Origin of the sequence: Streptococcus sp. SK643 (assembly GCF_000259505.1) — a bacterium.
In the GTDB taxonomy this organism is placed as follows: domain Bacteria; phylum Bacillota; class Bacilli; order Lactobacillales; family Streptococcaceae; genus Streptococcus.
This window is the reverse complement of record NZ_AJMM01000008.1, coordinates 266,454-291,030: the sequence shown is the minus strand read 5'-3', so window position 1 is coordinate 291,030 and position 24,577 is coordinate 266,454. Positions and strand designations below refer to the sequence as shown.

The 24,577-nt window shown below is 38.4% G+C and carries 23 protein-coding genes; 4 read left to right on the top strand and 19 right to left on the bottom strand.

Annotated elements, in window-relative coordinates:
- Positions 1 to 2 precede the first annotated feature (2 nt).
- The 3 genes from HMPREF1117_RS05905 to HMPREF1117_RS05895 all read right to left on the bottom strand — a co-directional run bounded on the left by HMPREF1117_RS05905 (position 3) and on the right by HMPREF1117_RS05895 (position 3,075).
- Positions 3 to 920, bottom strand: coding sequence for a metal ABC transporter solute-binding protein, Zn/Mn family (locus tag HMPREF1117_RS05905; RefSeq protein WP_000744517.1), 918 nt, complete (start codon positions 918 to 920; stop codon positions 3 to 5).
- Between the two features lie 152 nt (positions 921 to 1,072).
- Positions 1,073 to 2,806: a phosphoenolpyruvate--protein phosphotransferase gene (ptsP, locus tag HMPREF1117_RS05900; protein ID WP_000138146.1), complete on the bottom strand. Its 1,734-nt coding sequence runs from the start codon at positions 2,804 to 2,806 to the stop codon at positions 1,073 to 1,075.
- A gap of 5 nt (positions 2,807 to 2,811) precedes the next feature.
- Positions 2,812 to 3,075 carry a phosphocarrier protein HPr gene (locus HMPREF1117_RS05895; RefSeq protein ID WP_000146948.1) on the bottom strand — a complete coding sequence of 88 codons (264 nt, stop codon included), beginning with the start codon at positions 3,073 to 3,075 and terminating at the stop codon, positions 2,812 to 2,814.
- A gap of 347 nt (positions 3,076 to 3,422) precedes the next feature.
- Between HMPREF1117_RS05895 and nrdH the strand changes: the two genes are divergently transcribed.
- The 4 genes from nrdH (at position 3,423) to HMPREF1117_RS05875 (ending at position 7,943) form a co-directional block, all read left to right on the top strand.
- Positions 3,423 to 3,641, top strand: a complete 219-nt coding sequence (gene nrdH, locus HMPREF1117_RS05890) for a glutaredoxin-like protein NrdH (protein WP_000259240.1) — start codon at positions 3,423 to 3,425, stop codon at positions 3,639 to 3,641.
- Between the two features lie 81 nt (positions 3,642 to 3,722).
- Positions 3,723 to 5,882, top strand: coding sequence for a class 1b ribonucleoside-diphosphate reductase subunit alpha (gene nrdE, locus HMPREF1117_RS05885; protein ID WP_000523269.1), 2,160 nt, complete (start codon positions 3,723 to 3,725; stop codon positions 5,880 to 5,882).
- A 198-nt stretch (positions 5,883 to 6,080) separates the two neighbouring features.
- Entirely contained in the window at positions 6,081 to 7,040 is a 960-nt protein-coding gene (gene nrdF, locus HMPREF1117_RS05880) for a class 1b ribonucleoside-diphosphate reductase subunit beta (protein ID WP_000451382.1), read from the top strand.
- Between the two features lie 135 nt (positions 7,041 to 7,175).
- Positions 7,176 to 7,943: a DeoR/GlpR family DNA-binding transcription regulator gene (locus tag HMPREF1117_RS05875; protein WP_000917578.1), complete on the top strand. Its 768-nt coding sequence runs from the start codon at positions 7,176 to 7,178 to the stop codon at positions 7,941 to 7,943.
- A gap of 39 nt (positions 7,944 to 7,982) precedes the next feature.
- Here HMPREF1117_RS05875 and lacG read toward each other — a convergent pair whose 3' ends face one another.
- From lacG to recN, 16 genes are all read right to left on the bottom strand, one after another.
- Positions 7,983 to 9,389 (bottom strand): 6-phospho-beta-galactosidase, encoded by a 1,407-nt coding sequence (lacG, locus tag HMPREF1117_RS05870; RefSeq protein WP_000169252.1) that lies wholly within the window; start codon positions 9,387 to 9,389, stop codon positions 7,983 to 7,985.
- A gap of 338 nt (positions 9,390 to 9,727) precedes the next feature.
- Entirely contained in the window at positions 9,728 to 11,419 is a 1,692-nt protein-coding gene (locus tag HMPREF1117_RS05865) for a lactose-specific PTS transporter subunit EIIC (protein WP_001037357.1), read from the bottom strand.
- Positions 11,419 to 11,736 (bottom strand): PTS lactose/cellobiose transporter subunit IIA, encoded by a 318-nt coding sequence (locus tag HMPREF1117_RS05860; RefSeq protein WP_001078324.1) that lies wholly within the window; start codon positions 11,734 to 11,736, stop codon positions 11,419 to 11,421. The genes HMPREF1117_RS05865 and HMPREF1117_RS05860 overlap by 1 nt, the downstream gene beginning before the upstream one ends.
- A 35-nt stretch (positions 11,737 to 11,771) precedes the next feature.
- The gene (locus tag HMPREF1117_RS05855; protein ID WP_000285710.1) at positions 11,772 to 12,608 is read right to left on the bottom strand and encodes a PRD domain-containing protein; all 837 of its coding nucleotides are present in this window, start codon (positions 12,606 to 12,608) and stop codon (positions 11,772 to 11,774) included.
- Positions 12,609 to 12,841: 233 nt separating this feature from the next.
- Positions 12,842 to 13,822, bottom strand: coding sequence for a tagatose-bisphosphate aldolase (lacD, locus tag HMPREF1117_RS05850; protein WP_001229128.1), 981 nt, complete (start codon positions 13,820 to 13,822; stop codon positions 12,842 to 12,844).
- Position 13,823: 1 nt separating this feature from the next.
- On the bottom strand, positions 13,824 to 14,753 hold the full coding sequence (locus HMPREF1117_RS05845; protein WP_000604248.1) for a tagatose-6-phosphate kinase: 930 nt from the start codon (positions 14,751 to 14,753) through the stop codon (positions 13,824 to 13,826).
- Positions 14,754 to 14,763: 10 nt separating this feature from the next.
- Positions 14,764 to 15,279 (bottom strand): galactose-6-phosphate isomerase subunit LacB, encoded by a 516-nt coding sequence (gene lacB / locus HMPREF1117_RS05840; RefSeq protein WP_001216923.1) that lies wholly within the window; start codon positions 15,277 to 15,279, stop codon positions 14,764 to 14,766.
- A gap of 30 nt (positions 15,280 to 15,309) precedes the next feature.
- A complete protein-coding gene (lacA, locus tag HMPREF1117_RS05835) occupies positions 15,310 to 15,735 on the bottom strand; it encodes a galactose-6-phosphate isomerase subunit LacA (protein WP_001018896.1) in 426 nt (141 codons plus the stop codon).
- Positions 15,736 to 16,012: 277 nt separating this feature from the next.
- Complete coding sequence (locus HMPREF1117_RS11565) at positions 16,013 to 16,906, bottom strand: aldose 1-epimerase family protein (RefSeq protein WP_000571437.1); 894 nt, start codon at positions 16,904 to 16,906, stop codon at positions 16,013 to 16,015.
- Between the two features lie 106 nt (positions 16,907 to 17,012).
- Positions 17,013 to 18,488: a PTS galactitol transporter subunit IIC gene (locus HMPREF1117_RS05825; RefSeq protein WP_000382519.1), complete on the bottom strand. Its 1,476-nt coding sequence runs from the start codon at positions 18,486 to 18,488 to the stop codon at positions 17,013 to 17,015.
- 46 nt (positions 18,489 to 18,534) lie between these two features.
- Positions 18,535 to 18,840, bottom strand: coding sequence for a PTS sugar transporter subunit IIB (locus HMPREF1117_RS05820; protein ID WP_000590546.1), 306 nt, complete (start codon positions 18,838 to 18,840; stop codon positions 18,535 to 18,537).
- 36 nt (positions 18,841 to 18,876) lie between these two features.
- Positions 18,877 to 19,353: a PTS sugar transporter subunit IIA gene (locus HMPREF1117_RS05815; RefSeq protein ID WP_000521970.1), complete on the bottom strand. Its 477-nt coding sequence runs from the start codon at positions 19,351 to 19,353 to the stop codon at positions 18,877 to 18,879.
- Between the two features lie 207 nt (positions 19,354 to 19,560).
- Entirely contained in the window at positions 19,561 to 20,172 is a 612-nt protein-coding gene (locus HMPREF1117_RS05810) for a hypothetical protein (protein WP_000739902.1), read from the bottom strand.
- 102 nt (positions 20,173 to 20,274) lie between these two features.
- Positions 20,275 to 22,098, bottom strand: coding sequence for a translation elongation factor 4 (gene lepA / locus HMPREF1117_RS05805; RefSeq protein ID WP_001047211.1), 1,824 nt, complete (start codon positions 22,096 to 22,098; stop codon positions 20,275 to 20,277).
- 78 nt (positions 22,099 to 22,176) lie between these two features.
- On the bottom strand, positions 22,177 to 22,905 hold the full coding sequence (locus tag HMPREF1117_RS05800; RefSeq protein WP_000133361.1) for a metallophosphoesterase family protein: 729 nt from the start codon (positions 22,903 to 22,905) through the stop codon (positions 22,177 to 22,179).
- 1 nt (position 22,906) lies between these two features.
- On the bottom strand, positions 22,907 to 24,574 hold the full coding sequence (recN, locus tag HMPREF1117_RS05795; RefSeq protein WP_000923624.1) for a DNA repair protein RecN: 1,668 nt from the start codon (positions 24,572 to 24,574) through the stop codon (positions 22,907 to 22,909).
- Positions 24,575 to 24,577 lie beyond the last annotated feature (3 nt).

The window sequence follows — 24,577 nt, the reverse complement described above, 5'->3', positions numbered from 1 at the left end:
CCTCACTGTAGTTCTTCTGCTAATACACCCATATTTTCTTCAAGATTTTCTAGATAACTTTTGTCATTTTGTGGGTCTGCCTCTAAAGGATTTAGAGTTTTAAGACCCACACCTGTTGATTTGACAAGAGTTTCAGCTACTTTTGAAGATGCATTACTTTCTGTAAAAATCGTTTTAACTTTATAAGTTTTCACAAATTCTTGAATTTCTGTCAGTTGTCTTGGATTTGGTTCTTGATCTGGTGATATACCAGCAATACCTAATTGTTTGAGACCAAATCTCTTAGCCAAATAAGAAAAGGCTGTATGTTGAGTTACAAAGGTTTTTTGACTAGCCTTCTCAAATTTTGGTTGGAATTTTTTTGTTAATTCCTGTGCTTTTTTAATGAATTCTTGAGCATTTTTTTGATATGTATCTTTATGCTCGCTATCAATTTCAGATAACTTATCTGCAATAATCTGAGCTTCTTCACCAGCTTTCTCAGGATCAAGCCATGTGTGAGGATCATAAAGTGTTTTTTCATCAACACCATCCCTTGCTTCAACATCTTCCAAGCCAGGGACTCTTTCTAAGGTCATACCTTCAGATGCTTCTAAAACCTTAACCTTAGATTTCTTCAAATTAGGGTCAAGACTTCCAGCCCATGATTCTAAAGTATGAGAATGATAAACAAAAACATCAGCGTCATAGATAGCAGCAATATCATTTGCAGAAGGCTCAAAAGAATGAATACCACTACTTGACTGAATCATCCGTACATCGTTTAAACCACCGGATACTTCCTTAACCATAGCGTAAATAGGATAAAAGCTAGTGACAATTTTCATCCCTTTACCAGTCTGACTTTCTTTTTGACCACATGATCCAAGAAAAATCAGTAAAATACTTAAGAAAAGTAAAAATAAATTTTGTTTTTTCATAAAAACTCCTTTACTATTTAATTAACTGGTTAAGAGTATACTCTTATTTTTTTTCAAAGTCAAGTTTTTAATGATATATTTAATATATTTTTCTTTATAAAAAATTTTTCACAAAAAAAGAACCCTGCGACAAAGTCACAAGGTTCATAAGATTAATCAAAATTAACGTATTCTTTTTGAAGTTCAAGAACTTCTTCCATTGTTGAGCATTCTGTAAGGGCACGATTTGCGTACTCTTCCATTTTTGCAGTATCCAATTTCTTCATCAAGCTACGTGTACGAAGTACTGAAGTTGCTGACATAGAGAACTCATCCAAGCCCATTCCGACAAGAAGTGGAACAGCTTTTTGGTCACCAGCCATCTCACCACACATACCAGCCCATTTACCTTCAGCGTGAGCTGCCTTGATAACGTTGTTAATCAAGCGTAGGATTGATGGGTTATATGGTTGGTAAAGGTATGAAACTTGTTCGTTCATACGGTCTGCTGCCATTGTATATTGGATCAAGTCATTTGTACCAATTGAGAAGAAGTCAACTTCTTTTGCAAATTGGTCTGCAAGCATAGCTGCTGCAGGAATTTCAATCATGATACCAACTTGGATGTCTTCTGCTACTGCAACACCTTCTGCAAGAAGATTTGCTTTTTCTTCGTCAAAGACTGCTTTAGCTGCACGGAATTCCTTCAAAAGTGCAACCATTGGGAACATGATACGCAATTGACCATGAACAGATGCACGAAGAAGAGCACGAATTTGTGTGCGGAACATAGCATCACCAGTCTCAGCAATAGAGATACGAAGGGCACGGAAGCCAAGGAATGGGTTCATTTCATGTGGCATATCGAAGTAAGGAAGTTCCTTATCTCCACCGATGTCCATTGTACGAACGACAACTGGTTTACCATTCATTCCTTCAAGAACAGCTTTGTATGCTTCATATTGCTCGTCTTCTGTCGGGAAGTCTTGAGAATCCATGTACAAGAATTCTGTACGGTAAAGTCCTACAGCTTCTGCACCGTTATCATTAACACCTTCAACATCTTTTGGAGTACCGATGTTAGCAGCCAACTCGAAGTGTTTACCGTCAGCAGTCACTGTTTGAGCATCTTTCAAAAGTGCCCATTCAGCTTTTTGTTTAGCATAAGCTTCACCAGCTGCTTTAAATTCTGCTGCTTGTTCATCTGTTGGGTTGATAATTACTTCACCAGTAATTCCGTTAACGGCAAGGATATCACCGTCTTTCACTACTTCAGTGATGTTATTTGTTCCCAATACAGCTGCAATTTCAAGTGTACGTGCCATGATAGCTGAGTGGCTTGTACGTCCACCGATGTTTGTTACAAAAGCTTTTACAAAGTTTTTGTCCAATTGAGCTGTATCAGATGGTGTCAAGTCATGCGCAATGACGATTACTTCTTCATTGATAGAAGCTGGGTTTGGCAATTTCTTACCAAGAAGGTTTGCCAATACACGTTTTGTCACGTCGCGGATATCCGCTGCACGTTCTTGCATATATGGGTTGTCTTCCATGCCTTCAAAGATAGTGATGAACATGTCAGTCACTTCTTTAAGACCTGCTTCAGCATTGACTTTCTTAGCACGGATTGTTTCTTTAATCTGACCAATCAATTCTGGGTCAGCAAGAACCATCAAATGTGCATCAAAAACTTGAGCCGCTTCTTCACCAAGCGTACCTACAGCCTTCTCACGGATAAGAGAAAGCTCGTTTTGAGAAGCTTCAAGAGCTACATCCAAACGAGCCTCCTCTGCATTTGTATCTTCGACTGAAAGAGTCTCGAATGACAAATCCGGTTGAACGAGTAGATATGCTTTTGCAACAGCAACACCATCAGATGCTGCAATTCCTTTAAGCATTTCTGTCATCTCTCTTATGCCAACCCTTCTTTTTCCATAGTTTCAGTGATAGCAGCAATTGCGTCATCTGCATCTGCACCTTCAGCTGAGATAGTTACGTCAGCACCTTGGCCAACACCAAGACTCATAACACCCATGATTGATTTAAGGTTAACTGATTTACCTTTGTACTCAAGAGTGATATCTGAAGCAAATTTGCTAGCAGTTTGTACCAACAATGTTGCTGGACGTGCGTGAATACCTGTTTCTGCCACTACGTGGAAATCTTTAGAAGCCATAGTTTGACTCTCCTTTTGTTCTTTCTTTTTTGAGTTATGTGATAACCCTTACAATTTGGTATTATATCATCTTCTAGGAATTTTTTCAAGCATTTTATGGGATTTATTCGATTTCCTTTCAGATAACTTGCTGAAAATCTTCTATCCTAAATAACAAAACACAGGATATAGTTTTTCAAAAAACAACTTATAGGATTTTCTTTGCTGTTTTATAAACAATACACTATATATTGTGTTTTGGTGGGTTTGATAGAAAAAAAGACCACTATATTTAGTTATAAATCATTGACAAAAATTTATTTTCTGATATACTAGGATAGTATTAAATTTTAAAGAGGAGTTACACAATGGTAACTGTTTATTCTAAAAACAACTGTGTCCAATGTAAAATGACCAAACGTTTCTTGGACAGTAATAATGTCGCTTATCGTGAAATCAACCTTGATGAGCAACCTGAATACATCGATCAAGTTAAAGAGCTCGGTTTCAGCGCAGCTCCTGTTATCCAAACACCAACTGAAGTCTTTTCAGGTTTCCAACCAGGAAAACTGAAACAATTAGCTTAATCTTAAAACATCATCCAGAAGAAAACTGCTTCTAGGGCTAACTTAGAAGCCTTTCTTTTGCAATTAGATAAGGGAAATTTTATGGGATTAAAACATCTTGAGGACGTGACTTACTTCCGTCTCAATAACGAAATCAACCGTCCAGTCAATGGACAAATCATGCTTCATAAAGATAAAGAAGCCTTGGATGCCTTCTTTAAAGAAAATGTAGTTCCAAACACTATGGTTTTTGATTCAATCACTGATAAAATCAACTACCTCATTGAACACAACTACATCGAAACAGCCTTTATCAAGAAATATCGTCCAGAATTTTTGGAAGAATTGTCGCAATTTATCAAAGACCAAAACTTCCAATTCAAATCTTTCATGGCAGCTTATAAATTTTACAATCAATATGCCTTGAAGACAAATGATGGTGAATACTATCTTGAAAGTATGGAAGATCGTGTACTCTTTAACGCACTTTATTTCGCAGATGGTAATGAAGCTATCGCTACTGATATTGCAAATGAAATCATTCACCAACGTTACCAACCTGCTACTCCTTCCTTCTTGAACGCTGGTCGTGCCCGTCGTGGTGAGTTGGTCTCTTGTTTCTTGATTCAAGTTACGGATGATATGAACTCTATAGGCCGTTCTATCAACTCTGCCCTTCAACTGTCACGTATCGGTGGTGGTGTGGGAATTACTCTCAGCAACCTTCGTGAAGCTGGTGCTCCTATTAAAGGATATGAGGGAGCCGCTTCTGGTGTCGTACCTGTTATGAAACTCTTTGAAGACAGTTTCTCTTACTCTAACCAATTGGGACAACGTCAAGGTGCTGGTGTTGTTTACCTTAACGTCTTCCACCCAGATATCATCGCCTTCCTTTCAACTAAGAAGGAAAATGCTGATGAGAAGGTTCGTGTTAAAACACTTTCTCTCGGTGTTGTAGTACCAGACAAATTCTACGAATTGGCTCGTAAAAATGAAGACATGTACCTATTCAGTCCTTACTCTGTTGAACTTGAATACGGTATTCCATTTAACTACATCGATATTACTGAAAAATATGATGAACTTGTAGCCAATCCAAATATCCGTAAGACAAAAATTAAGGCCCGTGATTTGGAAACTGAAATTTCTAAATTGCAACAAGAATCTGGCTATCCTTATGTAGTCAACATCGATACTGCCAACCGCGCAAATCCTATTGATGGAAAAATCATCATGAGTAACCTGTGTTCTGAAATTCTCCAAGTTCAGGAACCAAGCTTGATTAACGATGCTCAAGAATATCTCCAAATGGGTACTGATATCTCATGTAACCTTGGTTCAACAAACGTTGTCAACATGATGACTTCACCTGACTTTGGTCGCTCTATTCGAGCTATGGTGCGTGCCTTAACCTTTGTTACAGATAGCTCCCATATCGTAGCGGTTCCTACTATCGATAACGGAAACAGCCAGGCACATACCTTTGGTCTTGGTGCCATGGGACTTCACAGCTACCTTGCCCAACAATTGATTGAATATGGATCACCCGAATCTGTTGAGTTCACTAGCATCTACTTCATGCTTATGAACTACTGGACTTTGGTGGAGTCAAACAATATCGCACGTGAACGTGGTATCACCTTCCACAACTTTGACAAGTCAGATTATGCCAACGGTACCTACTTTGAGAAATACTTAACTGGCGAATTTGTTCCAACATCAGACCGTGTCAAAGAACTCTTTAAAGATGTCTTTATCCCTAGCGCAGCTGATTGGGCTGAACTTCGTAACAAGGTTCAAGCAGATGGACTTTACCACCAAAACCGCCTTGCTGTAGCACCAAATGGTTCTATCAGTTATATCAATGATGTTTCTGCTTCTATCCACCCTATTACTCAACGGATTGAAGAACGACAAGAAAAGAAAATCGGTAAGATCTACTATCCTGCTGCAGGATTGTCTACAGAGACTATTCCTTACTACACTTCTGCTTACGACATGGATATGCGTAAAGTAATTGATGTCTACGCAGCTGCAACTGAACATGTAGATCAAGGACTATCCCTCACTCTCTTCATGCGTAGTGACATTCCAAAAGGTCTTTACGAATGGAAGAAAGAAAACAAACAAACGACACGTGACTTGTCAATCCTTCGTAACTATGCCTTTAACAAGGGTATCAAGTCTATCTACTACGTTCGTACCTTTACTGACGATGGTGGAGAAGTTGGCGCTAACCAATGTGAAAGTTGCGTTATTTAGTTTTTAACCAAAGTAATTACTATTTCTCTGTAATTTTAGTAAGCTAACTTCAAAAGAGAACTTGGTCAAGCATTTTATAAACTAGCTAAGCACATGTAAAAGTCGGTTCTCCGACTTTTTGTGCGATACACTAAAGGAATTATCATAAAGCAAAAACGATTGTACAACAGCGTTATTATATACAGAAAGAGATTTCAAATGGAAACTTACTACAAAGCCATTAACTGGAATGCCATCGAAGATGTCATCGACAAATCAACTTGGGAGAAGTTAACGGAGCAGTTCTGGCTCGATACACGTATCCCCCTATCAAATGACTTGGATGACTGGAGAAAATTATCAAATAAAGAGAAAGACTTAGTCGGAAAAGTCTTTGGTGGTTTAACCCTTCTTGATACTATGCAGTCTGAAACAGGTGTTCAGGCGCTTCGTTCAGATATCCGTACGCCACACGAAGAAGCTGTCTTCAACAACATCCAATTCATGGAATCAGTCCACGCAAAATCTTACTCTTCTATCTTCTCAACTTTGAATACAAAATCTGAGATTGATGAAATTTTCGAATGGACCAATACAAACCCTTACCTACAAAAGAAGGCCGAAATTGTCAATGAAATCTATCTCAATGGTAGTCCACTTGAGAAGAAAGTTGCCAGTGTCTTCCTTGAAACCTTCCTCTTCTACTCAGGTTTCTTCACTCCCCTCTATTATCTGGGCAACAACAAACTTGCCAACGTAGCAGAAATTATCAAATTGATTATTCGTGACGAATCTGTTCACGGTACCTACATCGGTTACAAGTTCCAGCTTGGTTTTAATGAATTACCAGAAGAAGAACAAGAGAAACTCAAGGAATGGATGTACGATCTCCTCTATACTCTTTACGAGAATGAAGAGGGCTATACTGAGAGCCTCTATGATGGTGTTGGTTGGACTGAAGAAGTTAAAACCTTCTTACGCTACAACGCTAATAAGGCCCTTATGAACCTAGGTCAAGATCCTCTCTTCCCAGATTCAGCAGATGATGTCAATCCAATTGTTATGAACGGAATCTCTACAGGAACTTCCAACCATGACTTCTTCTCTCAAGTCGGAAATGGTTACCTCCTAGGTGAAGTTGAAGCCATGCAAGATGATGACTATAACTATGGCCTATAATATGACCAAACACATTCTTTAAATATGGTTTGTTTAAAACAACCATATTTTTTTTGTTTTTGTTTTCTTTTGTTTTTTAAATTGATTGATTGAATACTTTATGATAAAATAGTAATAGAAATTGAGGTGATGATCATGCTAAAACAAGAGAAACTAGATAATATTCTAGAAACTGTAAATACAAAAGGTACAATTACTGTAAAAGAAATTATGACCCGTCTTGATGTATCAGATATGACAGCTCGAAGATATTTACAGGAATTGGCTGATAAGGACCTCCTTGTTCGTGTTCATGGTGGTGCTGAAAAGATGCGCTCAGGTTCTCTCCTAAATAATGAACGTTCAAACATCGAAAAGCAAGGTTTACAAATTGCAGAAAAACAAGAAATCAGCCGTTTTGCTGGCCATCTAATCAATAAAGGGGAAACTATCTTTATTGGTCCAGGAACAACACTGGAGAGTTTCGCACGTGAACTTCCTATTGATAATATTCGTGTTGTAACAAACAGTTTACCAGTCTTTCTCATCCTAAACGAACGAAAACTAACAGATTTGATTTTAATTGGTGGAAACTACCGCTCTATCACTGGAGCCTTTGTAGGAACATTAACCTTGCAAAACTTGGCCAATCTTCAATTTTCTAAAGCCTTCGTTAGCTGTAATGGTATTAAGGACAATGCGATTGCGACCTTTAGTGAAGAGGAAGGTGAATCTCAACGCATCGCCCTCAATAATTCCAATAAAAAATACTTACTAGCTGACAACAGTAAGTTCAATAAATTTGATTTCTATACCTTCTACAATATCTCTGATATTGATACCATCGTTTCAGACTCTAAACTGAGCAAAGAAACATTAGAACAACTTTCAAAACAAACAAAAATTATTCTTTCTAAACCATAAAACTATCCCCACCGATTGGTGGGGATTTTTATCTACAGATTAGTCTATAATCTGACTTTCTGCTACTTTCTTGTACCAATGAGCTGATTTCTTTGGATAACGTTCTTGAGTTTCAAAGTCTACATAAAAGAGACCGTAGCGTTTTTCATAACCGTTTGACCATGAGAAGACGTCCATCAATGACCAAATGAAGTAACCTTTTACATTAGCTCCATCTGCAATTGCATCAGACAAGACCTCCAAGTGTTGTTTGACATAATCAATCCGGCCATCATCGTAAACAGTGTTATCAACGAACTCATCTTTATATCCAAGACCATTTTCAGTGATGTAAATCTTCTTGTAGTTTGGATAATCTTTCTTAACACGCATGATTTGGTCGTACAAACCTTGAGGATAGATAATCCAGTCCCAATCTGTGCGTGGAACATAGTCAGGAGCTACACGACGTCCGATACCTTTGATTTGGTACTTAGAACTCCCCTTTTCTCCCTTACCATTGTGGATGATTTCTGTTTCACAATCACAAGCTTCCATCCAGTCACTCATATAGTAGTTAATACCAAGGAAATCGTTCAAATCTTTTGCTGCTTCTAATACTGCGAAATCTTCTTCACGAAGATCTAAGCTACCACCATTGACGGATAAAATATGGTTGACGCCTTCCATCGTTTTATCTGAATAGCGGCCTAGATAAGTTGCATCCAAAATAAACTTGTTGTGAATAATGTCTTCCAACTCAGCTGCATGAACATCTGCTGGATTTTTAGGATCTAAAGGATACTTAGTTGGCAGTGCGTGAACAACACCAATTTCACCTTTATAACCTTTATCTTTATATAATTTAACTGCTCTTGCATGAGACACCATCATATTGTGGTGCGATTGGAAGACTTTGGCAAGGTCGTACTGAATACCTGGAGGGAATTTACCAACCAAGTATTGACCATCACCAATTGGCCCAATTTCATTAAAGGTTGTCCAATAGTTTACTTCTGGAAATTCTTCAAAACAGAAGGCAGCGTAGTCTACAAAGTGTTCGATATTTTCACGGTTTAAGAAGTCTCCATTTGAGTGGAGAGCTTCTGGCGTGTCAAAGTGATGAAGAGTTACAAAAGGCTCAACATGACGTTTGTGACACTCTGCAAATAGATTATGATAAAACTCAACACCTTTAGCATTTACTTGACCGTAACCGGTTGGGAAAATACGTGACCAAGCAATAGAAATTCGAATACCATTGACACCATACTCTTCTGCCAACTTGAGGTCAACTGGGTATCGATTGTAAAAATCACTAGCTGGTTCTGCAGTGTACCAGTAGTTATCTTCAAGATATTTATCCCAAGCAACTGGTCCTTTCCCATCAGTATGTGTAGCACCTTCTGCTTGATAGGCAGCTGTTGCGCCACCAAAAATAAAGTCTTTTGGTAATGTTTTTGTCATTTTTTTCACCTATTTCTTGATTTAAATAAAGTAAAAGTGAGAGGAGAGGAGTCAGTGAGCCATCCTTCTCCATCTCACTTCTTGTACCAAGTCACCGAATTGTGACATGAGGAGGTAAAAACGATATCTTTTTACCGACGAATTAATAAGGCGATTAGGAAATTCGCCATAGCTATTTCCGTAACGAGAGGAGACTGTTTCAGAGTCCCTATTATTAATCGAATTGTGACATGAGGAGGTAAAAACGATATCTTTTTACCGACGAATTAACAAAGCGATTAGGAAATTCGCCATAGCGATTTCCGTAACGATAGGAGACTATTTCAGAGTCCCTATCGTTAATCGAATTGAGCTTGTACGAATGCAAGAGCACCTTTTCCATCACGAGTTAATTTAATGTATTGAGCGCCTTCTGTTTTCGCAAGTTTAATATCGAGTTTATCAGTTTCTGCTTTCATATCTTCAAAGTTTGAAGCAACTTGAGGGGCAAGGATAACCAAATCAAACTCTGGCAACATTTCACGGTGAGCACCATAACCACCTGCTGCTGCTTTCACAGGAACATTGTACTCTGCAGCTGCCTTATTCAAAGCATTTGCAAGGAGACCACTTGTACCTCCACCAGCACATAGAACGAGAACATTTGTTTCTTCAGTGATTTTATTTTGTACTGCTTCTACACCCGCTTTCTCAAGAATAGCATCCGCTTTTGCAGTGTTAAAGTTTGCAGCAACTTTTTCTTTCAATTCATCATTAGACTTACCTGAACGTTCTTCTTCGAGAATTTGTTCGTCATATACTTTAAGGAATGGATAGTAAATGACTACGTCAACCACAATTAGAAGGGCAGCAAGAATGAACGATAGAACTTGGAAGTTAGTACCAAGAACTAGACCTAGTGGAGCTGGAGTTGTCCATGGTAGATTAGCAGTAAATGAGTTCATTCCAAGTGTTTCAATAAAGAATTTGAAGATCCAAACGTTTGCGATTGGAGCAAAGATAAACGGAATGAAGAAGATTGGGTTCAGTACAAGAGGGGCACCAAACAAGATTGGTTCGTTAACACCGAAGAAGGTTGGGACTACAGATGCACGTCCGATGGCACGGTTACGTTTTGATTTTGTTAACCACATGAACATGAACGGAACTACTAGAGTTGCTCCTGTACCACCCATAGTAACGATAAACATTTGTGTACCAGAAGTTAGAATCTTATCTGCATGCATACCTTGTTGAAGGAGATTCAAGTTGACTTCGGCATTTGCATAAGTAATAGCTGCAATAGCAGGCTCAACGATAGAAGGACCATGAATACCTACAAACCAGAAAAAGGCAAAAGCTCCAAAGATAATGGTAATACCTAGATAACCATCAGCTGCTGAGAATAGAGGGGCAAAGAATTTACCAATTGCTTCAGCTACACTTGCGCCAGCAAATTGACGAGCAAGAAGGTCAAGGGCGTAAAGTGAAACAACAGATAGAGTAAATGGAATAACGTCTTTAAATACTTGGGAGATATTTGGCGGAACTTCGTCCGGCATACGAATGGTAACGTTGTTCTTAACACAGACCTTATAGATAGCTACAGTCACAAAGGCAGCAAGGAAGGCTGAAAGCAAACCTTTTGTTCCAAGGAATCCTGTTGCAAAGCCACCTTCAATTGGATCAGCTGCCAACATTAACAAACCAACAATCGCTGCCAACAGTGTTGACATATAGTTGATTTGATTGGTTTTCTCCATGCTACGGTTGACTGAGTCGGTCAATGACTTAGCTGTTGTACCAGCTACCAAGAGAGCCAGAATACCCATAGAATAGCTATAAGGTTTCATCAGAAAAGCTACAACTTCTTCAGACCATTTAAAGCCCCATGAGTTTGGTACAAAGGCAATCAAGATAAAGATACTTGAGAAGAGAATAACAGGCATACCTGCAATGAAACCATCACGAATAGCACGAAGATAGATATTACGAGATAGTTTCTCAAAGAATGGCTTTCCTTTCTCGATAAATGCAATTAATTTATTCATTACTTAACTCCTCTCTTATAAAGTTCGATTAAGTGGTGCATCAAATCTTTTAACAAGATGGTTGTCATCAAGTGGTCTTGGCCATGCATCATGGTTACACTATAAGCTAAGTCCTCACCTGAAGCTTCCTTAGTTAATAGACTTGTTTGCGCGTGGTGAGCCTCTGCAATACAGCTACCAGCTTCCTCGACTAAGCTATCTGCTTTCGCAAAATCGCCAGCTTCAGCAGCCTTTAAAGCTTCCAATAGTTTTGAACGAGCATCGCCAGCATAGGCTACGATTTCAAAACCTAACAATGTTACTTCTTCTCTATTCATGATAGAATTCTCCTTATATAGTTTTAAATAAATTTTTATGACAATAAACGTTGGATATGTAGAACTAGATAAACTCGTTCACTTTTATACAAATCAAGACCCGTATGTTGCGTAATCACATCATAGATCTTGGAACCAATCTCGAAGGCTTTTGGATAGGATTGTTTGATATGGTCTTCCATATCCAGAAGTGATTGATTATCATCTCTGGATCTATCCAAATAATCCAAGAAATAATTCAAATGAATCATAAAACGATCATAGAAATGATTATTCTCTTTGGTTCGTTGAATTGCATAGTCCTTTAGCACTTCTTCAACATTCCTGAGAATTTCTTTCCTCTTATCAATAGACTCCACAAGTTCAACTTCATTTTCACCTTCGGCATTAATGAAATGATAAGCAATCCGAATAATTTCGTCCTCAGGAAAATGATCCGCTAGCTTCTGTCGGTAAATTTCAAATGCTTCATTTGCGATTTGAAAAGCGACAGGATACTTAGTGGAAATATCTGGAAGATTACTATCCTTGTACCTTCCTTGTGCTAGAGCTTGGTAAGAACAGTAAATATGATCTGTCAAGGTTACGTAGAGATACTCTTGAATCGGATAATGATATTTCTTTGATAGCTTATCAATGATTTCATAAGTCACTGTGATAAAATCAAGCGGAACATCTTTGAGGAGAGCCATAAAGTTTTCTCTTGACTCTTCAGTCTTCATCCGAAAGATTTTCTCAACCTGATGTTCAGCAATCAAATCTCCCTTCTTCTTTCCAAATGCAATCCCCTTACCAATCACAATCACTTCTTCTCCTTTATCATTTCTGACAAGCGAGACATTGTGATTCATTGGATTTAGAATTCGATACATGTCAACCTCCTTTTATATCTTAAAGGCATATGAGTACAAAAAATGACCACAAATGAACTAGAAAATCATCCGATTTCTAATTCACCTGTGATCATGCCTAATATTACTTAGTAACACTCACCTTGTATTAACTTGTGATTTAAGTATAGCACAAGTAAGTTATTTTGTAAACCTTTACATACAACTTTTTTTAAATTTTTTTAGATTCATGTTCCTAACCTAGGAGGACTTGCTTACACGCGTTCTTTCCATGAAGTCGCTGTTGTTTGAAGAACTTTATTGAGCTCGTCAATGTTTTCAAATCCAGTTGTGCGAAGCCATTCGCGAGCTGCTGCTTCACCATCTTTGATGTATGCTTCAACTGATCCAGCCCATGTAGCACGGCCACAAAGAACTCCGTTAAAGTTTGCACCTGATTCATGAGCAAATACAAGAGTATCTTGGAAAAGTTTAGCTGATACACCAGCACTCAAGTAGATGTATGGCAAGTTAGTTGCTTCATCTTGTGCTTTAAAGAAGGCTGCAGCTTCTTCGCGTGTATAAACCACTTCACCTTCTGCGAAGCCTTCAACATATTTAATGTTAACAGGAACTTCTACTTTCAAGACATCAATGTTAAAGCGTGGGTCTGAGAAGACTTTCATAGCACCGATAACTTTGTGTGGTTTTACTTTAGCGTATTCTACAGAACCTGCGTCCGCAATTTTTTCATCGTAAGCAAGGATTTCAAGGAAGAATGGGATATCTTCAGCCACACATTCAGAACCGATACGTTCGATGTAAGCTTGTTTTTCTTGGTTGAGTTCGTCTGAGCTATCTACATCGTAGTAAAGCAAGAATTTAACTGCATCTGCACCTTCTTCTTTAATACGTTTTGCAGACCAAACATCCAAGCAGTCTGGCAAGCGTTTTGTACTTGTTGTATCATAACCTGTTTTTTCATAAGCAAGGAGAAGACCAGCTTTTTCATCAAGAGCTTTAGTCGCTGGAAGTCCATACTCAGGGTCAAGAAGCATAGATGAAGCGTATTTAGTCAATTCATCTGCTACTAAAACTTTAAGTTCTTCCATTTGAGCTACAGTTGGTTCTTCTGTTTGGTATTGAGCCATGAGACGTTTCAAAGCACCACGTTGGTCAAATGCAAGAGCTGAGATGATACCATTTTCATCAGAAAGTTTTTCTAAGCGAGCACGTTTTTGTTCTGTTAAAGCCATTTTATACCTCTTTTACTATTAATTGATCATATAGAGCTTGATAGTTGGCCATGTTGACATGACCAGTCATTTTTTCTTGAGCATTGAGCATACCAAGGACATTTGCCTTGATGAGTAATTCTGCATCAGATTCTTTGTGAAGAAGTCCTGAAGAAATCCCTGCTACAGTAGAATCTCCAGATCCAACAGGATTGACTACCTGAATTCTAGGAATATCTACCTTGTAGAAAGTGTCACCATGTTTGGCAAAAGCACCGTTGGCACCAAGTGAAACGATAATCCATTCAATACCTACAAACAAAGGTTCTTGAAGGACTTCTTTTAATTCATCTAAATCTTTTGAAACTTCTTTTCCTAGAAGCTGTGACAGTTCTTCATTGTTTGGTTTTATTACAGTTGGTTTATGAGGAGATTCAAGAACTGCTTCTAGAGCAGCTCCTGAACAGTCCAGTACAACAGGTTTTCCAGCATTATTTGCAATTTTTACAAGTTGAGCATAGTAGTTAACCGGAAGACCGGCAGGTAAACTACCTGAAATAGCAACAACTTCTACATTATCAAGAAGTTTTTCAAAATGAGCCAAGAAGCCTTGACCTTCTTGTTCCAAAACCTCTGGACCTTTTTCTAAAACTTCTGTTTGGTTTTCTCCATGAAGAATAGCAATACAGTTTCGAGTTTCTCCCTGAATAGAGAAGAAACATTTGGTTACTTTATCATCAATATTTTCAACCAAGTATTCGCCAAGTTTCCCACCAACTAAACCAGTAGCAGCTACAGGATCGCCAAATTCTGAAAGAACACGGGTTACATTCAGACCTTTACCACCGGCTGTTTTTGTGACATCAACTACTCGATTGACAGTATCAATTTTTAACTCATCCAAAGGATAGGAAATATCAATAGATGGGTTCATTGTGACTGTTAAAATCATAGGTCACCTCTTAGTCGTGATATTCTCCACGATCCCATTTTTCTAGGAATTCTGTAAAGAAGTTTGCGTCGGCTTGATGTGCATTGTGACTTTCCACATGTTCAATCTTAGCAATCAATTTTTTGTTTTCTTCAGATGGTTTGTATTCAGCGTTGATGAAAGCTTCAATAATATCACACATGAGCAATTCACCAGTAATCTTACCACCAAAACCAATAACGTTAGCATTCAATTGTTCTTTAGCATAAAGAGCTGTTGTCATATCACGAACCAAGGCAGAACGTACACCTGGAACTTTATTTACAGCGTTGTTGATACCAACACCTGTACCACAGATACACACCCCAAGATCAGCTTGACCGCTAACAACTGCTTCACCTACTTTTTTACCAAAGATTGGGTAGTGAGTACGTGTATGGTCATATGTACCAAAGTCAATGACTTCATATCCTTTTGATTTCAAAAATTCTGAAACCGCCATTTTTTCATCTGTTACGATGTGGTCACATCCAATTGCAATTCTCATTTTTAACTTACCTTTCTTATTGTAATCTAATTAGCACATTTTGTTCAACATATCAACACGAATCTGGTGACGTCCACCATCGTATTTACCGTTAACAAATCCTTTAGCAATGTTTTTAGCAAGTTCATCTCCAACAAGTTGTGCACCCATTGTGATCATACGTGAGTTATTATGTCCACGAGTCATATATGCTGAGCGTTCGTCAGAAACTTCTGCAGCAACCATTCCTTTAATCTTAGTCGCTACCATGAAAGGACCAGCACCATAAGCATCAATAACAATACCAAGGTTTTGCTCTTCTTTATTTACTTCTGCAGCAACAGCAAGAGTTACATCAACAAAATCTTGTCCTTCTGCTGTAACATCCACAACGTGGAAGTTTTCTTTTTCTAAGAAGTCTTTTACAACTTCTTTCAATCTTAAACCTGCAGCGTCTGCACCGATAACAATAGCCATATTGTTTACTCCTTTTTATTTTTCTAGGCCAGTAAATCTTAATCGTACAATTTTAACAATAAAAATTATCTGGCAGTTTATTAACATCAATAATTGTTCAGATGATAAACATCCTTACGATACCTTTAAGAGAACTTAAAGGGGTTTTTCTTTACTTATAAAGAAAATATAACAACCTACTATTTGTTTGCTTCAAACAAGATTTGTTGCTTACAAACATAATATACTCTTATTTTTGAAAAAAGTCAACAGTTAATGTTTGTTTTCTGTTTTAATTTTAAAGAATTTCGATATCAAAACCAATTTGGTCTACCTGACCTGCATCTAAGAGTCGAACATTCTTTTTATCCTCCAAATGATCACCTTCTTCTAGAGATGTTGATAAGCCAGACCAAGGTTCAAAGGCAATAAAAGGACCTTTATTTAATGTTGACCAAATAATGAGATTAGAAAACTCTTTAAAGTCGACTTTTAGACCTTTATTGTGCTTACGAGATCGTAATGTAATCGTTCTAGATTTTAATTCATCAAGTGTAACAGCATCTACACTAAAAAGATCGTAACTTAGATCTAATTCTTTTTGATTTGATAGCCATGGACTTCTATCATTAAAATCCAGCATACCAGTTTCAGGAAAAGGACGTGGAACGGTGCAAGTCTCTTCGTTTTCGAATTCTAAGTAGTAATCTTCATAGGATTCATCTTCAGAAAGAGGACAATTAAAACCAGGATGACCTCCAATAAAGTATGGCATCACTTTATTAGTTTCTTTATTAAAAATTTTATATTGTGTACGAACAGTTTTTTCAATAACTGTATAAGTAATTTCTAAACGGAAATGATAAGGATAGTTTTCATAAGAAGATCGGTCATCTTCAATCGCAAAGGTTACACTATTATCAGTTTTTTCTACCAAGTTAAACTCTTTCTTGCGAACTAATCCATGTCTTGGAATAGTTCCTTTAGATTCATTTCCTTTACTATCTACATAAATAGCCGTATCATCACGTAACGAGCCACAGATCGGAAATAGAACTGGTGCTTGACCACCCCAGTATTTAGCATCACCTTGCCATAAATATTCAATACCGTCATTGTCTTTAATTGATGAAAGAGCGCCACCGAGTGTTTTAAACTCAACTGTTAATTTATCTGATTTTAATTCAATCACTGTTATTTACCTCCGAATTTTTATATTTAAGAAAAAAACTAGGCTGTCACTCCCAATTAGGAAATTGACAACCTAGCTTTTACAATTTACATTTTATAGGAGTGCATTATTTTGCGTTTGCTGCGTATTCTTCGTTACGTTTGATCATTTGTTTTCTATACCAAGCAAAGATACCAACATAGAATACAAGGAATGCAGCTGCACCAAGAAGTGCTGTTACATCACCAGTTGTTGCGTTACCAATTGCCCAACCAAATAGTTTTTCAATTGGTCCTTCAAGAGTTGAGTGAGTAATCAATTGTGTTTGGCTAACACCTTCTGGGAAGGCACCTACACCTTTAGCAAGTTCAGTAGCAAATGGTGCGATAAGAGTACCTGAAAGAAGGAAGAGTGGCAACAAGAGTGTTCCGAAGATAATCATACGGAGCAATTTACCACGAGTTACAACCAAGAGAGCTGGAGTAACACCCATAGCGATGATACCTGCAAGTGGCAAGATACCATTTCCGACGTTTGAAAGAAGCACAGCTTCGATCAACATGATTGGTGCAAGTACGTTCGCACAAGCCCAAACTTCAGCACGACCAGCGATGAAAGGCCAGTCAAGACCGATGTTGAATTTACGTCCTTGAAGACGTTTAGTAGCAACGTTTGTAATACCTTGTGAAAGAGGTTCTACAGCTGCGATAAACCATGAACCGATAAGTGAGAAGAGTTCCAAAGATACACCAGCTGTTAAACCAAGAGACAACCAACCTTTAATGACTAATTGCCAGGTTGCAGCTTCTTCAACTCCAGCAACTGGATGTGGAGTACCCATCAAACCGATAACGATACCAAGAATGAAACCGATGAAGAATTTAGATCCCCAGAAACCGATTTTCTTGTTCAATTTCGCAGCGTCAAAGTCATATTTATCAAGACCTGGGAAGAATTTTTCAAAGATCTTATCCAAAACCATGATAACTGGGTTCATCATGTAGTTCATGTGAGTTGAAGTCATTGGTGATGAACTTGGTGCATTAAGAAGATCGTCGAATGTTGGTTTCATCAAATCAGAGTTGATAATTTTCAAAACCCCAACGAGAACAACTGCTGCAGTCGCGATGAAGAGTGAAACCCCTTGGCTGACACCATTGTTATCAGCATACCATTTTATCAAAAGACCTGTGATTGACAAGTGCCAAATATCGAAGATATCGACGTCGAGTGTATCAGTTTTCTTCATTGCAAGCATCACTACGTTGACAATCAACATGATAAGCAAGAAGTAAAGTGTCCAAGCAGATCCCCAAGTGATTGTAGCAAGTGGTGCCCAACCAACGTCAGTGATATTCAATTGGATACCAGTGTTTTCAACGAATTTTGCAAGTGATGCTGAGAAAGCACCGTTCAGCATTCCGATGATAGCACCGATACCAGTAAGGGCGATGGCAAGTTTGATACCACCTTCAAGTGCTTTGGAGAATTTCACTCCAAAAAGCAGAGCCAATACTGTCAAAATGATCAGCATGATGATCGGTCCACCCATCTCCAAGATAGGTTTGAACAGCTTATTGGCTAGTTCGATAATGACATCCATAATATTTCCTCCCTTTTTATATTATATGAATGATAACAAATTTAAATTAGTTTAAACAATGTTCTTTGATAGCAGCTTCAATATTATCAAATACTGGAGCGCTCATTGCTGGAATACGGAATAAGATTGGTCCAGCTTCAATTACTGGAATACCTGGGTCAAAGCCAAGATCTGTAGCAGCAATTGGTGTGAAGATGTCATAACCTTTGATAAGGTCTTCGTTAACATCTTTAACCATAACTGCATCGCAGTGTACATCGTAACCGCGACTTGCGAGTTCTTCTTCAAGAGCACTTTTAATTTGGTGGCTTGAGTTAACACCTGCACCGCAGGCAGCAAGAATTTTAATCATATAGATTTCCTCCGATTATAATTTTAATTGACGTTATTAAGCTGTTGCTTCAGTAATATATGAGTAAAGAGCTTCTGGTTCTGAAATTTTAGCCAAATCTTCCAAATGGCCATTCCCAGTAAAGAAATCCATCAACTGAGCGAGAATGTTCGTTTGACTTGAACTTGAGTTATTAATGATAAAGAAGAGTAAAGATACTTCTACTTCCTTATCAGGTGCAATCATGTTGTGGAAAGTCACTGGTTTTTCCAGTCTTACGACTACAACCTTTTCTGCTAGATTATGGACTGTGTCTGTATGAGGAATCGCCACATTTGGCAAATCCTTTCCAAGAAATTCCATATCTAAGCCAGTTGGAAATGACTTTTCACGAGTGATCAAGGCTTCACGATAAGTTGGAGCTACGATTTCTCGTTCTTCCAATAAAGTTGCTACCTGATCAAAGAGCTGTTCTTGATTATTCGCTTCTAGACAAAAGACTAGGTCTTTATCAAAGAAATGATCTAATCCCATAAGGTCTCCCTTCTTTCCATTAACTTTATGCTATAAGTATAACACTATATGAAATCGTTGTCAATATTTTTCTGTTCTTTTTTGTCTTTTTTTTGCTAATTTTGTTCATTTTTGATTTATTGTCCCAAAACAAACACTATAAACAAACACTTCAAACATTTTTTAATGACTTAAACAAAAAACAGGATCCCAATCCTGCTTTAATAATTATTTTTGAATAGTCCAACTCTCTTCAATCATAGGAAGTAGATTTTTTAATGTCTCTGGAGTCCCTTCTAAAGCAACATATCTGAACTTACCATCACTAGATTTAAAAATCCATGTAATAATGTATTTTCCAGACTTAGAGATTGCGTTAACCACATAGGCTTCATAACCTCCAATAGTTGACTTAGATCCCCAAACTTTAGTGAATTCTGGATTACTTTCTTTTGAAGTAAAAATACTATCAGAAATACGAACTGTTTCTAATTTTTGAAATTCACTATCAGAAATACCAAATTGTTCTGCTTTAAAGGTATTCAAGGTCACAATATTTACATCCGTACCGTCTGAATATTGAATATCATTGCCTCCCTGTACTTCATTGAACCTTACCCAAGACTTTGGCACTTTAACAAAACCATACTCATCAGAGCCAATCACTTGACTTTCTTCTGAATTCTGTGTGCTACTAACAGCGCTTGAACTAGTTGAATCTTGACTACTTGAAGAGCTAGTTGTTTTACTTGAATTTGCTTGGGTTTGAACTTGATTTGAGCATGCCACTAGCGCGACACTTGTAAGCAAAATAGATGCTAAAAGTAAATTTTTTTTCATAATAACCTCCGTATATTACTTTACCATAAATGGAGTTGATTTACAATTTTTACTAAAAATATAAAAACTCTTGAATGGATTTCAAGAGTTTTTATAGAATCATTATTCTTCATCCATACTCAAGACGCTAAGGAAAGCTTCTTGTGGAACTTCTACTGATCCGATAGCTTTCATGCGCTTCTTACCAGCTTTTTGTTTTTCAAGGAGTTTGCGTTTACGAGAAACGTCACCACCGTAACATTTAGCAAGTACGTTCTTACGAAGGGCCTTGATATCAGTACGAGCAACAATCTTGTGTCCAATAGCTGCTTGAATTGGAACCTCAAATTGTTGGCGAGGGATAATTTTCTTAAGTTTATCAACGATGAGTTTTCCACGTTCGTAGGCAAAATCCTTGTGAACGATAAAGCTGAGTGCGTCGACCTTATCCCCATTCAAGAGGATATCCATTTTCACCAGCTTAGACGGACGATACTCTGACAATTCGTAGTCAAAACTTGCATAACCACGTGTCGAAGACTTAAGTTTATCAAAGAAGTCAAAGACGATTTCAGCCAGTGGAATTTGATAGATAACATTAACTCGATTATCATCGATATAGTCCATCGTCACAAAGTCCCCACGCTTACGCTGTGCCAACTCCATTACTGCTCCTACAAACTCCTGTTGTACCATGATTTGCGCCTTAACATATGGCTCTTCAATAGTTGCAATCTTAGTTGGATCTGGGAATTCAGACGGGTTGGACACATCCATAGACTCACCGTCAGTCAAATTAACCTTATAGATAACAGACGGAGCTGTCATGATTAAGTCGATGTTAAACTCACGTTCCAAACGTTCTTGGATAACATCCATATGGAGAAGTCCAAGGAAACCACAACGGAAACCAAATCCAAGTGCCTGAGATGTTTCTGGTTCAAATTGGAGACTAGCATCATTGAGTTGCAATTTTTCAAGGGCTTCACGTAGGTCATTGTACTTGTTTGATTCGATTGGGTAGAGACCCGCAAAGACCATAGGATTCATCTGCTTGTAACCATGTAATGGCTCAGTCGCAGGATTGGTTGCCAAGGTAACGGTATCACCCACACGAGTGTCTTGAACCGTCTTTATAGAAGCTGCAATATAACCAACGTCACCAGTAGCAAGGAAATCACGACCAACTGCTTTCGGTGTAAAAATACCAACTTCTGTCACATCGAAGGTCTTGCCATTGCTCATAAGCTGAATCTTATCGCCAGGTTTGACCACCCCATCCATGACACGAACTTGGAGGATAACCCCACGGTAAGCATCGTAAACTGAGTCGAAAATCAAGGCCTTAAGTGGCGCCGTCACATCACCCGTTGGTGCTGGTACTTTTTCTACGATTTGCTCGAGAATTTCTTCGATACCGATACCTGCTTTGGCAGATGCTAAAACTGCTTCGCTGGCATCCAAACCAATGACATCCTCAATCTCTGTACGCACGCGCTCTGGATCTGCTGCTGGCAAGTCAATTTTGTTAATGACAGGCATGATTTCCAAATCATTGTCCAAGGCCAGATAAACATTGGCAAGGGTTTGAGCCTCAATCCCTTGGGCAGCATCGACCACCAAAATCGCACCTTCACAGGCAGCTAAGGAACGTGAAACTTCATAGGTAAAGTCAACGTGCCCCGGTGTATCAATCAAGTGGAAAATATAAGTTTCCCCATCTTTTGCAGTATAATTGAGCTCGATGGCATTGAGTTTAATGGTAATCCCACGTTCTCGCTCTAGATCCATGCTATCCAAAAGCTGGGCCTGCATTTCACGACTGGATACTGTCTCTGTCTTTTCCAAAATGCGGTCTGCTAGAGTCGACTTTCCATGGTCAATATGGGCGATAATAGAGAAGTTTCGGATCTTCTCCTGTCGTTTTTTCAATTCTTCTAAGTTCATGATTCTCTTCCTTTCAGGGTATCTATTTATTATAAATTGTTTTTGACATTTTGACAAGACCATACCCTGCTAGGAGTACTAATCTTCAGCAACAAAGCCGTCATTTTTGATAAAGTGGTGTTCTGTCATTCCTTGGTCTGTAAAGACAATCCCATGAAGGACACCACCATAGACAGCTCCTCCGTCCATCCCAATCTTACCATCTTCTGTTATCCAAAGCTCTTCTGTACCACGCTCTTGCTTTAACAAACCATAGACAGGTGTATGACCAAAGACAATGGTTTTCCCAGTATGATTTTCAGCTTCGTGGAATGGTTTTCTCAGCCAAACTTTTTTATAATCTGTTGTTTCATGCCAGTCGTCCAAGGTCAAATCAATACCTGCGTGCACAAAGATATACTTATCTGTCTCTACCACAAAAGGCATTTGACGAATAAATTCGACCAAGTCTGCCGCTTCAGTAGCAACACGCTTGGCATCCTCAACTCCATCAACTGTTGCATCCAAAGGACGACCTAGGATAGAGTTAATAGTTGTGTCTCCACCATTGCGACGATAGTGATCATAGCTTTCTTCTGGATCATCTAGCCAAGTCAAAAACATATACTCGTGATTTCCTGACAAACAGATCGCCCCTTTATTGTCCACTAAGTCCTTAACCATCTTTAGAACACGACGACTATCTTCACCACGGTCAATCAAATCTCCTAGAAAGAGCAACTGAGTCTGACCATCCCATGTTTTGAGAAGGTCTTCCAGCATTCCTGCTTTTCCGTGGACATCTCCAATTACATAATAGTCTGTCATCTTATTTCTCCCTGTTTCTCAACAATTCTCTAGCTTGCGTCAGAGCTGCTTCTGTCACATCATCACCTGCCAACATCTTGGCAACTTCCTCCACTCGCTCTTCAACCGTCAAGAGACGAACAGTCGAAACTGTTGAATGGTCATTACTAATCTTCTCAATAAAGAATTGATAATCTGCAATCGCAATCACTTGTGGTAAATGGGAAATAGCAAGAACCTGACCATGCTGACCGATTTTATGAATCTTTTGAGCAATTGCTTGGGCTACACGACCAGATACTCCTGTATCCACCTCATCAAAGACAATACTAGTCTTTCCTTCTTTACGAGAAAAGGCTGATTTGATAGCGAGCATGAGTCGAGATAATTCTCCACCAGATGCTACTTTTACAAGAGGTTTAAAGTCTTCGCCAGGGTTGGTTGAAATGTAGAACTCAACTGTTTCATTGCCTTCACGGCTGAATTTACCCTTGCTAAAAAGAACCTGAAACTGGGCTTTTTCCATATACAGGTCTTTCAATTCTTGTTTAATCTCAGCTTCTAGTTGTTGAGCCAATTCATGACGAGCAGATGCAAGCTGGCCTGCAAAGTCGATAAGATTAACTTCCAATTTCTTGAGCTCAGTTTCCATATCTTCAGAAGAAAGATTATTGCCTGTCAAGAGATTGTATTCATCTATGATTTTAGCAAGATAAAGCAAAACATCATCTACAGTTCCACCATATTTACGTGTAATGGTATGAAGAAGATCCAAGCGACTTTCAACCTGCATGAGACGATTGCCATCAAAGTCTAAATCATCAATAATCCCTTCCAAACGCTTGCTAATATCTTCTAAGACATAGTAAGTCTCAGAAAGTGAAGCTGAAATATCACGATATTCTGGATCAAACTCTTCAACACTTTCCATGTCATTCATGGCTGAACGGACATGGGCTAGACTTGAAAAATCTTCATTGTCCAACATGCTATAAGCATTTGTTAAAGTATCGGCAATATTCTTGTGATTGAGAAGTTTATCTCGCTCTTGATTGAGAGCTATATCTTCACCCGGCTTCAAGGAAGCTGCCTCAATCTCTGCTATTTGAAACTCCAACATTTCGATACGAGCCTTATGTTCCTCTTGGTTTTTCTTGACTTCCAGAACTTGCTTACGCATTTTTCGGTAGGTGTCAAAAGATTCCTGATAAGACTCTTTTAATTGCCAAAAAGCAGTATCTCCAAATTCATCCAACATTTGAATATGGTGTTGGGGTCTCATCAATTCTTCCTGGTCATGCTGGCCATGAATATCGACTAGGTGTTGCCCAATAGCACGTAAAACAGACAGATTGACCATCTGACCATTGACACGACTGATACTACGTCCATTTTGTAAAATCTCTCGGCGAATGATGATTTCATCGCCTAATTCTAAGCCCTGCTCCTCAAAAAGTTCCTGCAAAAGGCGGCTATTCTCAACTGAGAAAAGTCCTTCAATCTCTGCCTTTGGCTCACCATGACGAATAACATCTGTCGTAGCACGAGCTCCCAACATCATATTCATGGCATCAATGATAATCGACTTCCCTGCACCCGTTTCACCAGTCAGAACTGTCATCCCTGTTTCAAAATTGAGAGAAATAGATTCAATAATGGCAAAGTTTTTTATTGAAATTTCAAGTAACATATA